Here is a 21166-nt window from a genome sequence, read left to right on the forward strand (position 1 = left end):
AGTGGGAGAGGTTTTTTCATGCGCATTATTTTGACTAGATATTTGATTACTCCAGTATTGACCGTCAACCTACTTTGCCATAGGTACTTACTTTTTTTTAGTTTGTATGCTACAATAATTGTTAAGGAAGGTGATACGGATGGACTATTCAGTAATGTGTCCACGGTATGAAAGTGCTGCGGACTTACTAGGAAAAAAGTGGACCGGTAGGATCATTCATGTTTTACTCGGCGGACCTAAACGTTTCAAAGATATAAAGGAACAAATTCCAGAAATGAGCGACAAGATGCTTACCGATCGCATGAAGGAGTTAGAATGTTCTGGTGTCGTTGTTCGCAATGTATATCCTGAAATGCCTGTACGTATTGAATATGAACTGACTGAAAAAGGTCGAGATTTAGAACCTGTCATCTGTGCCATTCAACAATGGGCAGAGAAATGGATAGGCTAAGCAAATAGAGCTGGATTAGAGGAATCAATGATTCCTTTAATCCAGCTCTTGTTTGTATGGACATTTTGAGCTACCGCTCAAAATGGATAGATTAATGGTATTGCGAAGACCATTACAACCCCCAGCAAAATCTGCACCGGTAAACCCACTTTAATATAATCCATAAACTTATACTTACCTACCCCCATGACAAGCGCGTTCGGTGGCGTTGAGAACGGCACAGCAAAGCACATACTAGCTCCGATCGATACTGCTAACATAAATGGAAGAGGATTGACGTCAAGCGCTACAGCCGCCGATAAGGCAATTGGAGCAAACAGCACAGCGCACGCTGTATTACTTACAAATAACGTCATCAATGATGTTGCAAAATATACTCCTGCAAGCAATACTAACGGACCATAGCCTCCTAGCCCAATAACAAGCTTTTCTGATAATAAGGCTGCTGCACCTGTCTTTTCAATTGCTGTAGACATCGGAATCATTGCGCCAATAAGTACAATACTTTCCCAGTTAACTGTCTTATAAGCTGATTCCATATTAGACAAACATCCTGTAACGACCATCATTATTGCAGCGATCATCACACATACAACGGCAGGTACAATATTAATAATCATTCCGACAATCATGAGCACCATAATTAGAGCAGCAATAGGCGCCTTATGTATCAATGGTATATTCGCAGCTTCCTGGGCCGGTTGACCAACGACAACAACATCTTCATGCTCTAGAGATAATCGTGCAATATGTTTCCATTCCCCTTGAATTAAAATCGCATCGCCTGATCTTATTTTCTCTTCCTTCAATTCATTTAGCAAATACGTTCCTTTACGCTGTATACCAAGGATGTTAACATTGTAGTTTTCGCGAAAGCCCGAATGCTTCACCAATTGATTAATATGACGAGAATTAGAAGGGATAAGTATTTCGGCAATGCCAATTTCGGATGTTGTTAACTGTTCAAGCACTGCTGCAGAGTCCTTCTCCACAATATCATCACTAATAATTGTCAGCTTCTGATGCTTTGCAAATCGTTCAATCTCTTCGTAATGACCGCTAACATATATAATATCATTCATATGTAATCTAGTTTCTGGACCGGCCATTTCCTGATTAATCGTTTTGAAAAACGGGTTTTTGTGAGATTGGCGGCGTCTAACCTCATTAATATGTACATGATATAAACTTACCAACGAAAGCTCCTTCAGCGTCTTCTCGAGCATCGGTGAGCCTTCACCCAATTGCATTCGATATAAATTTTGCGCCAGGCTATACTGCTCGGCTAGTTCATCTAATGAACGCTCTTTTTTCTTTTTCGAGCTACCTTTACTTTTCCCTTTCAGGACTACTTTACTGAAAAATATAATAAGTAATGTTCCCGCAACAAGACAGATGACACCCGTTGGTGCAAATCCAAAAAAGCTAATCTCTTTAAATCCAGCTTTTTCTAATGTTTCGCTTACTACCATATTCGGCGGGCTACCAATTAAAGTCAGCATTCCACCTAAACTACCTGAAAATGCTAATGGCATAAGTAGTCGTCTTGTACTTACTTGCGCTTGATTAGCCAAACTTACAACAATGGGCAGCATCACTGCAATCGTTCCTGTATTACTAATAAATGCCCCAACAAAGGAGGTCGATAGCATAATAGTAATAAGTAGTCTTGTCTCATTCGTACCTGCCAAATTCAATAACTTTCCACTGACGATTTTGGCAAGGCCGGTCTGAAAAATCGCTCCTCCAACGACAAATAGGCCAATCATCATAATGACAACAGAGCTTGCAAAGCCAGCTAACGCTTCTCCAGTATCAAGAATATTTAGAATAACTAATAAGCTTAACGCACATATCGCTACGAGGTCTGAACGTATTTTTCCACTGACGAACATGATCGATGCTAATAGCAATATTATTAATGTTAAAAACATATCTATATTCAAACTGGTCACCCCTCTATCACACTCTCCACATATAGTAACACTTACACTTTGAGCTTACTGTGATTTTCATTACATTAGTAGTTTCACTGCGATGGTTAATATCAGGTTAGTTTAGAGTAAAGCAAGTTTTTGCTATACTACAATTTCTTTGAGTGGCTATTGTGCCTACATTTGATGTTGTAAGAATAACTCCATTCTGACAGCTGTTGCTCCATGTTACGCACATTTAAACTACTTTTAGCTTTGTGCGACGCACTAGGCACACTAGTGCGCATACGCGTCGACATACACAGTACGCTAATTAGCTCAAAACCAATACATTAGGCTGTAAGAGGACACACTAGTGCGCTATTGATATTATTATGCTCAGAGTTTACTAGTGAGCGAGGAATAAGCTGCACCGACCGATTCCTAGAACATTGCTTTGTCACCACTCCTTAGCATTGACAATCGATACAAATTTCAGTAATATAATAATAACTCGATGTGATAATGATTATCAATGATAATATGAGATTGAATATAGTACAACGCTCGCTAGTTGCCTAGCCAAATAAAAAACGCCAGGATAGATTGCTATCCCGACGTTTTTAAAATAATATATTCAAGTTCCAATAAAGGTTCAAAAAGTGGGCTTTCGTAAGCCGAGAAGATGGAGCGCTACTTGAGAAAGGCGGAAGCGCAAGTGTACATGATTACGTACACGCGAACCGTACTTTCCAAGTTCGCTTCATATTCGACGTCGAATATGCTACGTTAGCATATTCATCGTTATCAAAGTCCGCTTTTTGAACTACCTCGAACTACACACCAAGCCATTTTTTGAATAATAGCTTAGTAGTATCGCGGTTCATCGCAGCAATAGATGTCGTAAGTGGAATCCCTTTCGGGCAAGAGCGAACACAGTTCTGTGAGTTACCACAGCCTTCTATTCCGCCATCTTCCATTAGCGCCTCAAGTCTCTCATCTTTATTCATCGCACCAGTAGGATGAACGTTGAAGAGACGAACTTGAGAAATCGCAGCCGGTCCAATAAAGCTATTACGATCATTCACATTCGGGCAAGCTTCAAGACATACGCCACAAGTCATACATTTAGATAATTCGTATGCCCATTGACGTTCTGATTCTGCCATACGCGGTCCAGGACCAAGATCATACGTTCCATCAATTGGAATCCATGCTTTAACTTTTTTCAGAGCAGAGAACATTCTTTCACGATTAATAACAAGATCGCGAATAACTGGGAAAGTACGCATTGGCTCAAGTCTTACTGGCTGCTCTAGTTGATCGATTAACGCACTACAAGCTTGACGAGGCTTTCCGTTAATAACCATAGAACAAGCACCACATACTTCTTCTAGACAGTTAGAATCCCAAATGACTGGTGTAGTGTTCTTGCCTTCAGCAGTTACTGGGTTACGTTGAATTTCCATTAGAGCACTAATTACATTCATATTAGGACGATAAGGAATCTTGAACGTTTCCGTATATGCTGCTGAGTCTGGCTTATCCTGACGTGAAATAATAAAGGTAACAGTTTTCGTAGCTACTGTAGTTTCAGCCATTGTTATTCTCCTTTCTTCTTCCCTGCAGAATAGTCACGGGTACGAGGTTTAATCAAGCTAACGTCAACTTCTTCATAAGATATTTTCGGACCTTCTGGAGTCCAATCTGCAATTGTCGTTTTCAAGAATTCTTCATCATTACGTTCCGTAAATTCAGGCTTGTAATGTGCACCACGCGATTCATTACGTTGCAATGCACCTAATGTCATCGCCTCAGAAAGCTCGAGCATATTCCATAATTGACGAGTAAATGCGACACCAGCATTATTCCAATTCGCAGTATCATTAATGTTGATATTGTTATAACGTTGTTTCAGTTCTTTAATCTTTTGAATAGTTTCTACCAGCTTGTCGTTATAACGAACAACGGTCATATTATTAGTCATCACTTCGCCAAGCTCTTTGTGAAGCACGTATGCATTTTCAGTACCATTCATACCAAGAATACGATCATACTTCGCTTTTTGCTCACGAGTAGCTTTCTCAAACACAGAAGCGGAAATATCTTCTGCTGATTTATTAAGACCTTTAATATATTCAACTGCTTTTGGTCCCGCAACCATACCACCATAAATTGCTGATAATAGCGAGTTAGCACCAAGACGGTTAGCACCATGATAATTATAGTCACATTCGCCTGCTGCAAATAGACCAGGAATATTCGTCATTTGATTATAATCTACCCACATACCGCCCATTGAATAATGAACTGCTGGGAAAATTTTCATCGGTATTTTACGAGGATCATCGCCCATGAATTTTTCGTAGATTTCAATGATACCACCAAGCTTAACATCAAGTTCCTTAGGATCTTTATGAGATAGATCAAGGTAAACCATGTTTTCGCCGTTAATTCCTAATTTATCATCAACACAAACGCTGAAGATTTCACGAGTTGCGATATCACGAGGAACTAGATTACCATATGCAGGGTATTTCTCTTCAAGGAAGTACCAAGGTTTACCGTCTTTATATGTCCAAATACGTCCGCCTTCACCACGAGCAGATTCACTCATTAAGCGAAGTTTATCATCACCTGGAATTGCTGTTGGGTGAATTTGAATGAACTCGCCATTCGCATATTTCACACCTTGTTGATATACCGCACTTGCAGCAGTTCCTGTATTAATAACGGAGTTCGTAGTTTTCCCAAAAATAATACCAGGACCACCTGATGCAAGAATAACTGCATCACCGCGCACCGTACTAATTTCCATAGAACGTAAATCTTGAACAGATACACCGCGACATACGCCGTCATCATCAATAACGGAACCAAGGAATTCCCAGTGCTCATATTTCGTAACAAGTCCCGCTGCTTCCCAGCGACGAACTTGCTCATCTAGTGCGTATAACAATTGTTGACCCGTTGTAGCACCTGCAAATGCAGTACGGTGATATTGTGTTCCACCGAAACGTCGGAAATCTAGCAAGCCTTCTGATGTACGGCTGAACATTACGCCCATACGGTCCATTAAGTGAATAATACCAGGTGCAGCATCACACATTGCTTTAACTGGTGGTTGATTCGCTAGGAAGTCACCGCCATATACGGTATCATCAAAATGCTCCCAAGGAGAATCGCCTTCACCTTTTGTATTTACAGCGCCGTTAATACCGCCTTGTGCACATACAGAGTGTGAACGTTTTACGGGAACGATTGAGAATAGATCGACATGTGTGCCAGCCTCAGCGGCTTTGATTGTAGCCATTAGACCAGCAAGACCGCCACCAACGACAATAATTTTATTTTTAGCCATTACGATTCGCTCCTTGATCTATACTAAAGAATTGAACGCACTGCCATGTAGGCATCTGCCACTTCTTTGAATTCGTCGCCTCTGAAAGCAACAAGAGATAAGATGAATAACGCAGAGATAATTACAAAAATACCGATACAAATTTTCGAAGAAATACGTTGAGCTCGTTCACCAACTGTAATTCCCCAGCTAATAAGGAAGGCCCAGAAGCCGTTCGCAAAATGGAATGATGCAGCAAGCACACCAATTACGTATAATACGAACATAAGCGGACTTGATGCGATATGATTCATCGTTGATCCAAGTTCCTCATGTGTAATTGATCCAAGGTATACTTGGAAACGAGTTTGATATACATGCCAGAATACGAATACGAAGGTAATTACCCCTGTAATACGCTGTGCTGTAAATGCCCAATTTCGTCCGTACTTAAAGCGTCCTAGATTTGAGTTCGATTGATACGCTACGTATAAACCATATATTCCATGGAATAATAGCGGGATATAGATCAATATAAACTCAAGTACAGGCAATAATGGTAAACTATTAATTAAGCCTACCCCTTTTTGAAATCCTTCTGGTCCTCGCTCGAAAGCTTGGAAATTCGTTAAAGCATGCACTACGAAAAATCCACCTAGTGGAATGATACCTAGTAGTGAGTGCAGCTTACGAGAGAAATAACTATTTCCCTTCATCTCTTTGTTTTCTCCTTTCAAACTGTAAGTGCTTACTTATCCAATGAAATCAACCCACATTTTACCCCACCTATATGCGCTAGTCAATCAATCACCTATAGGTATAGCAAATGATGACACATTTTTGCCATAGTTTAATCGTACTCCTTTTTCGCTTATAATGGAATTGCATATTCATTATTAATGCTTATAACAAATTTGCATAAGAGAATAATTTCATCTATAATTTTATAATAGAAGTATTATATTAGGCTCTAAAAAATTGGCGCGAATGCTTCCGAATTACTTTTCAAACAGGAAGCTTACGTATTAGTTATGAACAGTTGGAGGTATATTAGAATGGATGAAGCTTTATATATTTTCAAACGTATCGTGGAACACTCTAGTATGAATAAAGCTGCTCAGTCACTTAATCTATCCCAGCCAGCACTATCACGAAAAGTTTCAAAGCTAGAGCATGAACTCGGAGCTCCACTATTCAGGCGGATTGGAAAACGACTAGAGTTAACACGTATTGGACAACTTACTTTTGAATATGCTATTGAACAAGAACGACTGTACCTCAAATATCTAAAAACAGTTGCTGAATTCAAAGAAACGGGTAGAAGCTCGATTACGATCGGTGCAAGTTTGACGACATTACAAACGACGTTACCTGATCTCATTGCACTGCTTCGAGAATCTCATCCTGAAATTGATATAAAAGCGATTACTGGAAAAACTCATGAAATCGTTAGTTTTGTGAAGGAACATAAAGTTGATATTGCGGTCATCGCCTCACATCTAGATGATTCCTATGTCCAGTGTACCCCGTTGTTTGATGATCATCTTATTCTAGTCATGCCTCGTTCATTGATGCTTCCAGAAGCAAAACAATTAGATGTGCATGATCTGAATAATATTCCGATGATTTTATTTTCCAAAGGAACATGGTATCGCTTATTGATCGATGAATTGTTTGAAGCGTATCAATTAACGCCTGAAATTAGAATGGAAATCGATTCTTTCGAAGCTATACTACGCTTGCTTCATACATTCCGAGCAGGTGCACTGTTACCGAAGTCGTATTTGCGACCGCAATTAATTGCTGATAACGATCTAGATATTTATCCCATTCCACAACTGGAAGGTACTAAGCGTACGACGTCATTAATTCATGCAGATCCTAATACATTGGATGTAGCGGTGAGAAACTGTATTCAAGACATTGCAACCTTTTATCATCGTCAAGCGTAATAAACGTATAAACAAATTGGAATATATTGTATACACTGTATTCTGCGTACACGGTATAATGAGTACATAATAATTTAAAGAGGTGAATTATGATCAACCAGATTACCCCGAAAACTTGGAAGCTAGCGAGTATATTAGCGACGATTTCACTTATCGTTTTCATTTTATTACAACTACTTCCGAGCTTGAATGCAACAGCTACTTCAACAACGAGTAGCAAACCTATCTCTAATGATAAAGCGATTGAAATAGCATCAGCATTTGCCGAGCAGCGCACAAGCTTTGAGGTCGAGAAGGCAGAAGCCTATCATCAAGGTAATAAAATTTATACCGGTTACATAATGAAAGAAAAACTACAGGCCAAGCATGATGAAAAGTTCGAACAATTAGTGCCGTTCGATCAGTATCAAGTCAACCTTCGATTTGCTTCTGGCCAAGGTGATGGATACGTCATTATGAGTCTATTCACTGGTCAAGTTACTGGTTGGAATTTCTCAATTGCTGGAACTGAAGCAGATGAGGCAGCTACTTTAGCAGCACTTAAACAAGAAATTACAGAGCAAAAGTTCCCTTTGAATGACGCAACACATTTCGATATGTATGAAACAATTAGTGAAGCGACTATGTTTTCGATTAAAGATTCATCAGATTACTCTATCGGCTGGTACGTATCTAATGATGAACAAGTTATCGGGGAAGCTATTCTACAAATTGACACTGCTGTATTAGAAAGAAATGAAGGAACTATTGTAAGTAAATATTTGCCTGACTTCATTATTCCAGACGAATACACAGCTTATACAAAAAAACAGGATTTCTTCGCTGGTATATGGACTTATGGTTTGTATATGGGCTTTACATTCATCTTCGGTGTTCTTGCGATCATCTATGGAATTTTATATCGTCGCCACACTTCATTTAAATACGGTATGTGGTTAACGATTATTAGTACGATTATTTCTGCGCTTGTTAACTTTGGATTTTTGAAAAGTCAGCTTGGGCTACAATCTAATACGATTATGGATGACGGATTCGCTAACATATTTATGTTTATATTCGTTATTATCTCGGTCATCTTTGGTGCCGTTGGAGTATACTTCTCCTTTGTCGCTGGTGATGGACTGTGGAAAGCACAAGGCTTCCGTCTCTGGCCGCGCTTCCGTGATCGCGATTATGGTCATTACATTTGGGATATGATGAAAATGTCTTATTTGCTAGCGATAATATTGCTAGGTATTCAAAATGTGATCTATTTATTACTTACGACTGTACTTGGAACGTGGTCGGCAAATGATGCAGCACAATCATTTTTAAACTTTGAATTTACATGGCTATTTCCAGCATTAGCTTGGATGGCGGCAATCTCTGAAGAAGTTATCTATCGTTACTTTGGAGTCGGCATCTTCCGTCGTTGGTTCAAAAACACATGGCTTGCTGCGTTAATTCCGTCGCTTGTGTGGGCAGCTGGACATACACTTTATCCACTTTACCCAGCAAGTACGCGAATTTTAGAGTTAGTTATTATCGGAATGCTATTCACATTTATTATGGTCAAATTCGGATTTATTGCAGCGATGTTCACTCATGCGATTTTCAATACGATATTGATGAGCATGCAGCTTATACTATTTGGAGGGACTATAGATATCGTCTCTTCGATCGTATTCCTTGTTCTACCATTCTTAATTGCTTATGTTATTAAGCTGCTTCATAGTAAAAGAAAGGATACTGCAGGACCGCCTAATCGTCCCGAGTATCCTCCCGCAATGCCGTAAGTATAGTAGTTGCTAGCTTTTCACCAATAGAAAGGGGCTTAAAGTCTTCGACTTGAGCCTCTTTTATTTTTTTCAGCGACCCGAAATGCTTCAATAACTGCTTTCGTCGCTTCTCGCCAATACCTGGAATCGAATCAAGCTTCGACTCTACCATCGACTTGGCACGTTTTTGAATGTGGAAGCTAATCGCAAAGCGATGCACTTCATCTTGAATGCGCTGCAGCAAATAGAATTCCTGACTATCTCTACCGAGCGGAATAAGCTCCGCCGAGTCGCCACTCATTAATTCAGCTGTTCTATGCTTATCGTCCTTCACAAGTCCACATACGGGAATAAATAAGCTTAATTCGTCCTGTAGTATCTCAATAGCCGCTGAAATTTGCCCTTTACCACCATCGACTACAATAAGATCTGGCAGCTCTGTACCTTCCTTAAGAGCACGCTCATAACGGCGACGAATAACTTCTCGCATCGTCCCGTAATCATCAGCGCCTTCAATCGTTTTCACATTATATTTTCGATATTCACGACGATCAGGCTTACCATCACGGAAGACAACCATCGCCGATACTGGGTTTGTCCCTTGAATATTCGAGTTATCGAATGCTTCGATTCGATGTAAATTTTCTATTCCTAGTGCATGTCCAAGATTTCGTGAAGCAATGACGCTACGCTCCTCATCTCTTTCAATGAGCTTGAACTTTTCATTCAATACATTTTGCGCATTTTGCACAGCCATAGAGACGATTTCACTCTTCTGTCCACGCTGCGGTATTAATATTTTGACCTTCAACCATTCATGTAACCATGACATAATTTCATCGGCATCCATACTGCTACCATCGACAGGCTGAGGCAATAAAATTTGTCTAGGTAATGCAGGGTTTTCACTATAATACTGCGTCACAAAGCTCATAAAATCATCGTATTCCTCACCATAATAGGGAAATGATGTTCCGTGGCGCTCGATTAATTTACCTTTGCGCATATATAAAATTTGTACACTCATCCAGCCTTTATCAACCGCATAACCGAATATATCTCGATCAAGTGCATCATTCATCGTAATCTTTTGTTTCTCCATAATGGCATCAATAGCTACAATTTGATCACGGTATTCCTTGGCACGCTCGAATTCAAGCTTTTCGGCCGCTTCTCCCATTTTACGTTCTAATTCAATTTTGACAGAATCTTCACCGCCATTAAGGAAACGCGTAATTTCTGCGACCATCTCATCATACTGCTTTTGATCTATTTCAAATTCGCACGGTGCAATACATTGACCGATATGATAATAAAGACATACTTTGTCCGGAAGCTTCTGACATTTGCGCAGCGGATAGAGACGATCAAGTAATTTCTTCGTTTGCTGTGCTGCATATGCGTTAGGATAAGGCCCAAAATATTTCGCTTTATCTTTGTATACTTTACGTGTTACTTCAAGCTTCGGATGTGCTTCATGGGTAATTTTAATATAAGGAAATGTTTTATCGTCCTTTAACAGAACATTATATCTTGGATTATGGAGTTTAATAAGATTACACTCTAAAATTAGTGCTTCCATATTGCTACCCGTTATAATAAATTCGAAATCCGTAATTTCACTAACTAATTTTTGTGTTTTCCCATTATGACTGCCATTGAAATATGATCGTACGCGATTTTTCAATATTTTTGCTTTACCAACGTAAATAATGACATCCTCATTATTTTTCATAAGATAGCAACCAGGCAAATCAGGAAGTAATGCTAACTTATTGCGTAGATGTTCTTTCACGATAGCTTCATCATAAGGATTCGATGACTGCGACATTACATTACCTCCCAAAACTTTTCATGATACAAACATAAGAAACTACTTCGTGAATGAAAAGTAGCATCGAAAGCATAAACTTAACTTTTCATGTACTACATGATTATGCTTCGTGTACATGAAAAGTTACTTCGTAAGCATTATCTAACTTTTCATGTACTACTATTATTGTAGCATATTTGTTCGCATTCATTCTTTTTGATTGAATCGGATATTCGCTTTACAATTTAGCGAAATATTGGTTATACTATGTACAGTAATAGGTATGTCAAGGAGGACTGCACGATGGAAAATGTAAGCGATCCACGTCAGCATATTAACGAAGAACCACGTGACGATCTTAAAGACGTTCTTGTTGGCTTCGGCGGCATGCTTGGCTTTATGGTCGTTGTGTTCGCAGCTGCAGTTATTGTGAAATTTTTCATTTCATAATAAGCAGACAGAATGCAACGAAAGACGGAGTGACTCTTATCTTTGAATAAGAGTCACTCCGTCTTTTCTGCTCTATTGCCACAATGAATTTAACTTATATCTTGTTTATTCGGAAGAGTGCTGCTACGCTCTTCGAAGTTATCTACTTTTCTAGGAGCAAGTGGATATCTCGTTCGTTCTGTGCGATCAATTTGTACGATTTGACCTTCATGAACCGTTACTAGTACTTGCCCGAATTGTAATCCTTTAATTTGCTCCGCAATACGTGCCTGCCACACTGAATCAACCTCTAAAGGGTTCGCCATCACAATTCCTCCTAAAACTTTTCATATCGCCTTGGATTACATCTCTATAATGAAAAGTTACTCCGTAAGCATATACTCAAACTTTTCATATATTCCCAAATTGCATTCTACTCAATGCTTTCCCGCTTCGATTGAAGACCTTCCTTCCACTCTACAATCGCCTTCACTATTAATGTGAAAATCGCTAATAACATTAACATCGATGCAATGGCAAATGCCGCTGAAAATTGATACTCATTGTACAGAATTTCAACATGTAGTGGTAATGTATTCGTTCTGCCACGAATATGTCCTGATACGACAGATACAGCACCAAACTCGCCCATTGCCCTCGCATTACAAAGTATAATTCCGTATAACAAACCCCATTTAATATTCGGTAATGTGACATACCAAAATACTTTGAATCCCTTCGCACCAAGACTAATCGCCGCTTCCTCTTCACCAATCCCTTGTTGCTGCATCAGCGGAATTATTTCTCTTGCTACAAATGGAACGGTAATGAAAAGCGTAGCAATAATAATGCCAGGAACTGCGAATATAACTTTAATATCATGCTCTGCTAACCATGGTCCAAAATATCCTTGTGCTCCAAACATAAGAACGAACACAAGTCCCGCAATAACAGGCGATACAGCAAATGGCAGATCGATCAGCGTTAGCAAAATTTGCTTACCACGAAATTTAAACTTAGAAATTGCCCAAGCGACGAGTACACCAAACACTGTATTAAGCGGTACAGCTATTAATGCTGTTATTAACGATAACTTTAATGCTGCAAATGCGTCCGAATGAGTTATCGCATCAATATAAACTGAAAATCCCTTTTTTAGTGACTCTACGATAACGAGTGCAAGCGGCAAGACGATCATAATAACGATGAACAATACTGCTATGCCTATCAAGCTCCATCGTACCCAGGTCGCTTCATTGATATGCTTCTCTCGCACAATTTTGTGGGAGGGGCTGTGGTATTGTACTACTCCAGCCATCTTGATCTCCTCCTTTATAGGATAGGATGTTCAACTTAAGAATTTGATGTCATTCTACGGTTCATTCTCCACTGCAATAGATTAATGGCGAACAGTAATATGAATGAGACGATTAGCATAACAGCTGCGATCGCAGTTGCTCCTGCGTAGTCATATTGCTCAAGCTTTGTCATAATGAGCAGCGGTGAAATTTCTGTCTTCAAAGGCATATTTCCACTAATAAATACGACGGATCCAAATTCTCCTATTCCTCTTGCAAACGCTAATGTGAAACCAGTTAATAGCGCAGGGAATAGTGTTGGCAATATAATTCTGAAGAAGGTACGGAGCCGATATGCACCAAGCATAACCGCTGCCTCCTCCATATCTTTCTCCAAGTCTTCAATAACAGGCTGCACCGTTCGCACGACAAATGGAATACCGATAAATGTTAAAGCAACGATAATACCTAGTGGAGCATACGCCACCTTAATACCTAGTGGCTCTAGAAACGAACCAATCCAGCCATTCTTTGCGTAAATCGCAGTCAACGCAATCCCTGCAACTGCTGTTGGTAATGCAAAGGGGATATCGACGAGTGCATCTATAATCTTCTTACCTGGAAATTGATACCTCACCAACACCCAAGCTACGATTAATCCGAAAAAAGTATTAATCAATGCTGCGCATAAAGCTGTAACGAAACTAACACGATAAGAGGCAAGCACGCGTGCATTCGTAACAGCAGCCCAAAACTCCTCAAAGGTAAGCTCGAACGACTTTAGGAAAATAATAGCTAGCGGGATAAATACAATAATGCTCAAGTAGAACATTGAAATCCCAAGTGTTAGTCTAAAGCCTGGAATGATCGATCTAGAGGTCGAGCGTTTTCGCTTAAGGTTAGCTAATGACATACGTGCTCATACTCCTTTATAGGTCAGATTCACTTTACGTATTAGCTACCCGGTGTATAGATTTGATCGAATACTCCGCCATCCGCAAAATGCTTCGTTTGCGCTTCTTTCCAGCCACCAAAGTCTTTATCAATTTCTAGTAGCTCTAGCTCAGGGAATTGATCACTGAACTGTGCCGCAACTTCTGAATCTGTTGGGCGGTAATAGTTATCTCCTGCAATCTTTTGTCCTTCTGGAGTGTACAAGTATTGCAAGTAAGCTTCTGCAACTTCGCGTGTACCACGTTTGTCGACTACTTTATCAACAATGGCAACCGGGGGTTCTGCCAATATACTTAATGATGGATATACGATATCGAATTGATCAGGACCTAATTCATTAATCGATAAATATGCTTCATTTTCCCACGCTAGCAGTACATCACCTATCTCACGCTCTACAAAAGTTGTCGTTGAACCACGAGCTCCTGTATCTAATACTGGCACATGCTTGAACAGCTCTTTTACAAATTGAAATGCTGCGTCCTCGCTATTGTTATTACGTTTAAGTGCATAACCCCAAGCTGCTAAATAGTTCCAACGTGCTCCACCTGAAGTTTTCGGATTCGGTGTAATAACTTCTACATCATCCTTGATTAGATCATTCCAATCCAAAATATTTTTCGGGTTACCTTTGCGAACGAGAAAAACGATCGTTGATGTGTAAGGTGCACTGTTACGGTCAAATTGTGTTTGCCAATCACTTTCAATTAGTTCTGCATCAACAATTGCATCGATATCATAGCCAAGTGCCAATGTAACGACATCAGCTTCAAGACCGTCCACAACTGCTCGACCTTGTTTTCCAGAACCACCGTGTGATTGCTCAATGGTTACTTCTTGATTAGCCGTTTCTAACCAATACTTCGCGAAAGCTTCATTGAAGTCTACATATAGCTCACGAGTTGGATCATACGATACGTTTAATAATTGTATTGACCCTGAATTTGTAGCTGTACCGCAAGCTCCAAGCACCCCAATTAGTAACGCCAAAACAATAATTTTTGATAAATGAGTAATTGACTTCATCTTCATAACAAATCCCTCCATAATTTAGGGATAGGTAATGTTCATTCCGGTTGTTCCGGTCACTATTTATTATTCCTATCTGTTTAGTTGGTTATTGATTGGATATTAACAGTAATTACCACTCTTTGTCAACATATTTTTATTAAAGCTATTAGAGAATCTTATAAAGCATATGTAATGTGATTCATCCGTATTAATTTTAGCTTATTGCCATTCTAGATTGTATGCTATTACTTGCACTCCTAATAAAATCCTCTCTTAACTTCAGGCTCGTTTCCCTCAAAAAAAAGGAGCAGCTCCATCGTCATTTTCATGACTTTGGGCTACTCCTTATACTCATTTACAAAAATATATAAACTGCGTCTAATACTTTCGCTTGGAAATTTCTTCAAGCGGCATCGTCTCCGTAAAAACATTTTCCGGAGGAATAATTCGCTTTGGTAATGTTCTACCTGCCATTATTTCATTGGCAGCCTGGATAATCATTGGACCTAGCAAAGGATTACATTCCACAATAAGATTAATTTTCCCTTCACTCATTGCTTCAAGTGCCTTTTGCGTACCGTCTACTGATATAATGACGATATCGACTCCAGGAACTAGTCCTGCTTCTTCGATTGCTTGAATCGCGCCAAGTGCCATATCATCATTATGAGCATACAATACATCTGGTAGCTGTTCACCTTCTAGAAATTTCCTCATAACTCGCTTGCCTTTCTCTATCGTAAAATCCGCGGACTCACTAACAGCAAGGATTAGATTCGACTGATCTTTAATCATCTCTCGAAATCCTTCCCCTCGTTCAATAGAAGGCGTAGAGCCGATTGTTCCTGCTAGCTCAGCAATATAAATCGGTTCGTTTCTATTCCGCATTTTATCGAGCAAATACTTTCCTGCTTTGACACCTTCATCATAAAAGTCCGAGCCGATAAAAGTAACAATCAACGAGGAATCTTCTACATCTACTGCCCGATCGATCAATATTACCGGAATACCTGCTGCATGAACTTCTAGCAGAATAGGCTCCCAGCCCGTTTCCACAACAGGGGCAAATGCGATAATATCTACTTGTTGCTCGATAAATGAACGAATCGCCTCGAATTGTTTCTCTTGTGATTGCTCCGCATTTTTCAATATAAGCTCAATTCCCATTTCACTTGCTGCTGCCTCAATAGACTCTGTATTAGCTAGTCTCCATTTACTTTCAGATCCTAGCTGTGAAAACCCTAATACAATGGGTTTATCGATTTCAACTTCTTCCAGCTCATTGATCACAATTGGTACGTTATTAATATCATTATTCACCGCTGATTGACTTGCTTGACATCCGCCCAGCAGAAGAAATAACACCAAACTATATATGAAATTCCGATGCCACCAAAGCTTCATGCTACAGCACGCCTTCCGCCTACATATTGTAGCTACGTCTTACTGATGTATTACATTCACAAGATGGAGATAGCTAATACATTAATGATAACATGGTAAAATAAGGTTGCCAATGATATTACTTTCTCGCTAGTAATGAATATCCCGATTGCCGTTTCTTCTGATTACCCAGTATCCTTTGTAAAATAATAAATACAAATAATAAAAGTCCAATAACTATTTTTGTCCACCACGAACTTAATGTCCCTTCAAAGCTAATGATCGTTTGAATGACACCTTGGATCATGACTCCAAAGAAAGTACCTGCAATATATCCGACGCCACCTGTTAATAAAGTACCTCCAATAACTACCGCTGCAATCGTATCTAATTCTGCGCCAATTCCATGCGAGCCATAGCCTGAAAGCATATAGAACGTAAAAACAACACCTGCTAATGAAGAGCAAAGCCCGCTCAATGCATAAGTCATTACTTTCGTTCTCGCTACAGGAAGTCCCATAAGTAGAGCCGATTGCTCACTTCCTCCGATGGCATATATATTGCGACCTAGTCTTGTATAATGAGCAATAAATATACCTACGATAACGATAACTATTGCTATAATTACACTTATTGAAATAAAGTATCCACCAGGTAAATATACTTTTGTTTGCGCGATACTAACATATAGCGGGTGGTCAATCGTAATTGTATTTGTCCCTATGACGTAGCATAGGCCTCTCGCCAAAAACATACCTGCGAGTGTAACGATAAATGGCTGTAGCTTATAATAATGAATCAATGCTCCCATAATTAGCCCGAGTGTCGATCCGATCAATAGCACTAACGGAATAACTAACATCGGCGACCAGCCATATTGCTGGATTAGAGTAGCTGATACCATTGTCGTAAGAGCTATAACAGAACCTACTGAAAGATCAATCCCACCAGATACAATGACGAAGGTCATTCCAACTGCTGCAATTAATAGATAGGCATTATCAATTAATAAATTCAATATGACTTGAATAGAAAAAAATCCAGTATAACGAAACGAGCCCGCGGCAAACATTAAGCCGAATAAGCAAATTGTTATAATAATCGGAACATATTTGCGATTAAAGATAAGGCATCACCTCTTTATCAACAGAAGTACGTGTTTTTCTACGTTTAACGAAAGATTTTCGGAATGTTTCTGACTGAATCAAGCACACGGCAAGTACAACACAAGCTTTAACGACAAGCGTAATCTCTGGCGGAACACCAGTCATATAAATCGTTGTTGTTAACGTTTGGATAATAAGTGCGCCGATAATCGTTCCCATTAAGAAAAACCTTCCACCATTAAGAGATGTTCCACCAATAACAACTGCAAGAATAGCATCAAGTTCGAACCAAAGCCCTGCATTATTTCCATCTGCACTTGCTACATTAGAGCTAAGTAATAATCCCGCAATCCCTGCACATAAGCCACAAAATATATATACAGCGAAGATGACCATACTAGATTTAATACCAGAAAGTCTGCTTCCCTCTGGGTTATTACCAACTGATTCAATAAATAGTCCTAGCGCAGTTTTACGAGTTAACAATGCGGCCACGAATAACACAATGACTACAACAAAAATCGAAAACGGTAATGACAAAAGCGACCCTGACCCAATAAATTGATATTTGGGACTTACGACTGTAATAATTTGTCCACCTGTTATTAATTGCGCAATACCTCTACCTGCAACCATTAATATTAATGTTGCAATAATCGGTTGTATCCCAGCTCCGGTAACTAGAAATCCATTCCACATGCCAAGTACAATAGATAATATTAATGCTGTTCCGATCGCAATCAGCACTAATGAAAATGCATTCTGATCCGTTCCATTGCTGATCGTTAGACATGCCATCGCACCAGAAATTGCTACAACTGAGCCAACTGACAAATCAATCCCTTTCGTCGCGATTACGAGCGTCATACCAATAGATACTAACATTAATGGCGCCCCGAAATTCAAAATATCAATAAGGCTACCATACAGCTGACCATTTCTCATTTCAAGTGAAAAGAAATCTGGAGAATATATAAAATTGAAGAGCAATAATAGACCTAGTAAGGCAAGAGGGTAGAATAAGTGATGCTTCATTATTCCTTTCATTGCTCACCACCTCCCGCTATTGCCTTCATAATACTTTGCTGATTCAATTCTGTATCTGTCATCTCTTTAACGATATGTCGATCACGCAATACTGCGATACGATCACTAACTCGAATGACCTCGTCTAATTCTGAAGAAACAAACAATACAGACATACCTTCTTCTGATAATGATAATACGAGTTTTTGAATCTCTGCTTTCGCTCCAATATCAATTCCTCTTGTTGGTTCATCTAATATAAGTAACTTAGGTTGAGTTAATAACCAGCGTCCTAATAATACTTTTTGTTGATTTCCACCACTTAAATTTTTAATCAATTGCTCCGGAATTGGCGGGTTAATATTCAGCATTGTAATATATTCATCTGCTATCGCGTTCTGTCTTTTTCTCGGTATTCTGTTGAACCAGCCTTTATTCGCTTGTAATGCTAATATTATATTTTCTCTAATCGTAAGATCTTCAATGATTCCCTCCGTTTTTCTATTCTCCGAACAGAATGCGATTGAATTTTCTAATGCTTGGCGTGGTGAATGAATACTTTTCTTTCCTTCATAATGCAATGTCCCATGATCTGGACGATCCGCTCCAAAAAACAGTCTAGCTACTTCCGTTCTGCCTGACCCTAGTAAACCAGCTAGTCCTACAACCTCACCATATCCGATATTCAGATTAAATGGTTCAATCACACCCGTACGCCCAAGTTCCTTTGCCTCAGCAAACCAGCGTTCATGCTTCTTCTGTGCACGTGACTTCGGCATTTCCTCAAAGGCTTGCAGCGTCTTCCCGATCATTTTCGATACTAGCTCGAATTGCGGTAGCTCCGTTGTCAAATATTCACCGACAAGCTGACCGTTCCGTAAAATGGTAATCCGATTAGATACCTCATACACTTGATCCAGAAAGTGTGTGACAAATAAGATTGCTAGTCCTTCTTCTTTCAGCTTCATCATAATATTGAACAATTGCTTCACTTCATTCCGATCAAGACTAGAAGTAGGCTCATCCAAAATTAACACTTTAGCAGAAATATTGAGTGCTCTCGCAATGGATACTAATTGCTGGATTGCTACTGAATAATTATGCAACGGCAATGTCACATCAATATCTAGATGCAGCCTTTCCTGCAGCAATTTTCCCGCCTGCTCATTCATCTCTTTCCATAATATACGACCGAATTTCCGCGGCTCTCGTCCTATAAATATATTTTCAGCAACCGTTAAATTAGGACATAAATTCACTTCCTGATACACGGTACTAATTCCAACCTCTTGCGACTCTAGTGGACTATGAACGGCAATAGGGCGACCCTCTAGCTCAATCGCCCCTTCGTCTATCATATAAACGCCTGTCAGCACTTTAATTAATGTAGATTTCCCTGCTCCGTTCTCACCCATTAAAGCGTGAATCTCCCCTGCAAATAACTGCAGATTCACATTATCTAGAGCTTTCACCCCAGGAAATCCTTTGTAAATTCCCGTCATCGTTAATATCGACTGGTTTTCGCTCATGACTTCGCTCTCCTTCAAGAAAAAGCCGCTCCTTTAGATGGGTTTCAATCAGACCGCACGTGATCATGATGCGCAAGCTCTGAAGTAGATTCGGCATCGAATATGACGTGTGATCATTTTGAACTTGATTGGAACATCATCTTAAGGAGTAGCTTGAATTCTTAAGATTCTCTACTATCCTAGTACTGACGAGTTGGTAGAGCTTCTTTCGCCTGTTCTGAAGTAAATGTTGTTTCTTCCGTTACAATACGAGCAGCAATTTCTTCACCAGCTAAAACTTTATTAACAGCGTCCATAAGTTGTGGTCCAAGTAATGGATTACACTCAACGATATAGTTGATTTTCCCTTCGCTTGCAGCTTGCATACCATCTTTAACTGCATCAACAGAAATGATAATAATATCTTTACCCGGTACCAAGCCGGCAGCTTCGATCGCTTGGATTGCACCTAGTGCCATATCATCATTATGTGCGTACAGTACATCAATTTTTTTATGCGCTTTCAAGAAAGCCTGCATAACTTCTTTACCTTTAGCACGAGTGAAATCTCCCGTTTGTGAGGCAATAACTTTTAATTTAGAATTAGCACTAATAACATCTGCAAAGCCAGCCATACGATCATTCGCAGCGGAAGATCCTGTCGTTCCTTGAAGTTCTACAATGTTAATATCTTCTGAAGAGTCTTTGTATTGCTCAAGCAACCATTCTCCAGCCTTGCGACCCTCTAATACAAAGTCCGAACCGATAAATGTTTTGTATAATGACGTGTCCTTGGAATCTATTGCACGGTCCGTTAAAATAACTGGAATTCCCGCTTCTTTTGCTTCTTTCAATACAGTGTCCCAGCCGGATTCAACAACTGGAGAAAATGCGATAACATCTACTTTTTGTTGAATGTATGAGCGAATCGCTTTAATTTGATTTTCTTGTTTTTGTTGAGCATCAGAGAATTTCAATTCAAATCCTACTTCAGCAGCAGAATCTTGAATAGACTTCGTATTCGCTGAACGCCAACCACTTTCCGCACCAACTTGAGCAAAGCCAAGTACGACTTTATCTCCTGATGATTTCCCACCATTGTTACTACATGCTGTAACAAATACCAAGACTAGTACTAAAAGAAGTGCAAAACTCAACTTAATTGATTTTTTCATTATCTAAAACCCTCCCCTTTATCACCATTTACTGGTGTACGCTCAGTATA

18 protein-coding genes are annotated in these 21166 nt (G+C 39.5%); 4 read left to right on the forward strand and 14 right to left on the reverse strand.

The features are described 5' to 3' along the window. Positions 1-139 precede the first annotated feature (139 nt). Complete coding sequence (locus AC1TO5_RS18850) at positions 140-451, forward strand: winged helix-turn-helix transcriptional regulator (protein ID WP_482064391.1); 312 nt, start codon at positions 140-142, stop codon at positions 449-451. 77 nt (positions 452-528) lie between these two features. On the opposite strand, the gene AC1TO5_RS18855 is transcribed toward AC1TO5_RS18850, so the two are convergent. From AC1TO5_RS18855 to AC1TO5_RS18870, 4 genes are all read right to left on the reverse strand, one after another. Continuing rightward, on the reverse strand, positions 529-2397 hold the full coding sequence (locus AC1TO5_RS18855) for an SLC13 family permease (protein ID WP_482064392.1): 1869 nt from the start codon (positions 2395-2397) through the stop codon (positions 529-531). 803 nt (positions 2398-3200) lie between these two features. Beyond that, the gene (gene sdhB / locus AC1TO5_RS18860; protein ID WP_482064393.1) at positions 3201-3965 is read right to left on the reverse strand and encodes a succinate dehydrogenase iron-sulfur subunit; all 765 of its coding nucleotides are present in this window, start codon (positions 3963-3965) and stop codon (positions 3201-3203) included. Between the two features lie 2 nt (positions 3966-3967). Beyond that, positions 3968-5725, reverse strand: a complete 1758-nt coding sequence (sdhA, locus tag AC1TO5_RS18865) for a succinate dehydrogenase flavoprotein subunit (RefSeq protein ID WP_482064394.1) — start codon at positions 5723-5725, stop codon at positions 3968-3970. Positions 5726-5748: 23 nt separating this feature from the next. Next, positions 5749-6420 (reverse strand): succinate dehydrogenase cytochrome b558 subunit, encoded by a 672-nt coding sequence (locus AC1TO5_RS18870; RefSeq protein WP_482064395.1) that lies wholly within the window; start codon positions 6418-6420, stop codon positions 5749-5751. 339 nt (positions 6421-6759) lie between these two features. On the opposite strand from AC1TO5_RS18870, the gene AC1TO5_RS18875 reads away from it, so the two are divergent. Continuing rightward, complete coding sequence (locus AC1TO5_RS18875; protein ID WP_482064396.1) at positions 6760-7656, forward strand: LysR family transcriptional regulator; 897 nt, start codon at positions 6760-6762, stop codon at positions 7654-7656. 89 nt (positions 7657-7745) lie between these two features. Beyond that, a complete protein-coding gene (locus tag AC1TO5_RS18880) occupies positions 7746-9431 on the forward strand; it encodes a CPBP family intramembrane glutamic endopeptidase (protein WP_482064397.1) in 1686 nt (561 codons plus the stop codon). On the opposite strand, the gene uvrC is transcribed toward AC1TO5_RS18880, so the two are convergent. Next, the gene (gene uvrC / locus AC1TO5_RS18885; protein WP_482064422.1) at positions 9397-11208 is read right to left on the reverse strand and encodes an excinuclease ABC subunit UvrC; all 1812 of its coding nucleotides are present in this window, start codon (positions 11206-11208) and stop codon (positions 9397-9399) included. The two genes, AC1TO5_RS18880 and uvrC, sit on opposite strands and share 35 nt — an antisense overlap. A gap of 321 nt (positions 11209-11529) precedes the next feature. On the opposite strand from uvrC, the gene AC1TO5_RS18890 reads away from it, so the two are divergent. Continuing rightward, entirely contained in the window at positions 11530-11676 is a 147-nt protein-coding gene (locus AC1TO5_RS18890) for a YqzM family protein (RefSeq protein WP_482064398.1), read from the forward strand. Between the two features lie 89 nt (positions 11677-11765). Here AC1TO5_RS18890 and AC1TO5_RS18895 read toward each other — a convergent pair whose 3' ends face one another. The 9 genes from AC1TO5_RS18895 to AC1TO5_RS18935 all read right to left on the reverse strand — a co-directional run bounded on the left by AC1TO5_RS18895 (position 11766) and on the right by AC1TO5_RS18935 (position 21116). After that, positions 11766-11981, reverse strand: coding sequence for a YezD family protein (locus AC1TO5_RS18895; protein ID WP_482064399.1), 216 nt, complete (start codon positions 11979-11981; stop codon positions 11766-11768). A 107-nt stretch (positions 11982-12088) separates the two neighbouring features. After that, complete coding sequence (gene cysW, locus AC1TO5_RS18900; RefSeq protein WP_482064400.1) at positions 12089-12973, reverse strand: sulfate ABC transporter permease subunit CysW; 885 nt, start codon at positions 12971-12973, stop codon at positions 12089-12091. Between the two features lie 35 nt (positions 12974-13008). After that, positions 13009-13866, reverse strand: a complete 858-nt coding sequence (cysT, locus tag AC1TO5_RS18905; RefSeq protein WP_482064401.1) for a sulfate ABC transporter permease subunit CysT — start codon at positions 13864-13866, stop codon at positions 13009-13011. Positions 13867-13907: 41 nt separating this feature from the next. Continuing rightward, a complete protein-coding gene (locus AC1TO5_RS18910; RefSeq protein ID WP_482064423.1) occupies positions 13908-14933 on the reverse strand; it encodes a sulfate ABC transporter substrate-binding protein in 1026 nt (341 codons plus the stop codon). Positions 14934-15296: 363 nt separating this feature from the next. Further along, the gene (locus AC1TO5_RS18915; RefSeq protein ID WP_482064402.1) at positions 15297-16322 is read right to left on the reverse strand and encodes an ABC transporter substrate-binding protein; all 1026 of its coding nucleotides are present in this window, start codon (positions 16320-16322) and stop codon (positions 15297-15299) included. 118 nt (positions 16323-16440) lie between these two features. Continuing rightward, entirely contained in the window at positions 16441-17427 is a 987-nt protein-coding gene (gene yjfF, locus AC1TO5_RS18920; protein ID WP_482064424.1) for a galactofuranose ABC transporter, permease protein YjfF, read from the reverse strand. Next, positions 17420-18454: an ABC transporter permease gene (locus tag AC1TO5_RS18925; protein WP_482064403.1), complete on the reverse strand. Its 1035-nt coding sequence runs from the start codon at positions 18452-18454 to the stop codon at positions 17420-17422. Before AC1TO5_RS18925 ends, yjfF begins: the two co-directional genes overlap by 8 nt. After that, on the reverse strand, positions 18451-19962 hold the full coding sequence (locus AC1TO5_RS18930) for a sugar ABC transporter ATP-binding protein (protein ID WP_482064404.1): 1512 nt from the start codon (positions 19960-19962) through the stop codon (positions 18451-18453). Before AC1TO5_RS18930 ends, AC1TO5_RS18925 begins: the two co-directional genes overlap by 4 nt. Positions 19963-20141: 179 nt before the next feature. Next, entirely contained in the window at positions 20142-21116 is a 975-nt protein-coding gene (locus tag AC1TO5_RS18935) for an ABC transporter substrate-binding protein (protein WP_482064405.1), read from the reverse strand. Positions 21117-21166 lie beyond the last annotated feature (50 nt).

This window comes from Paenibacillus sp. Y930 (assembly GCF_056786375.1).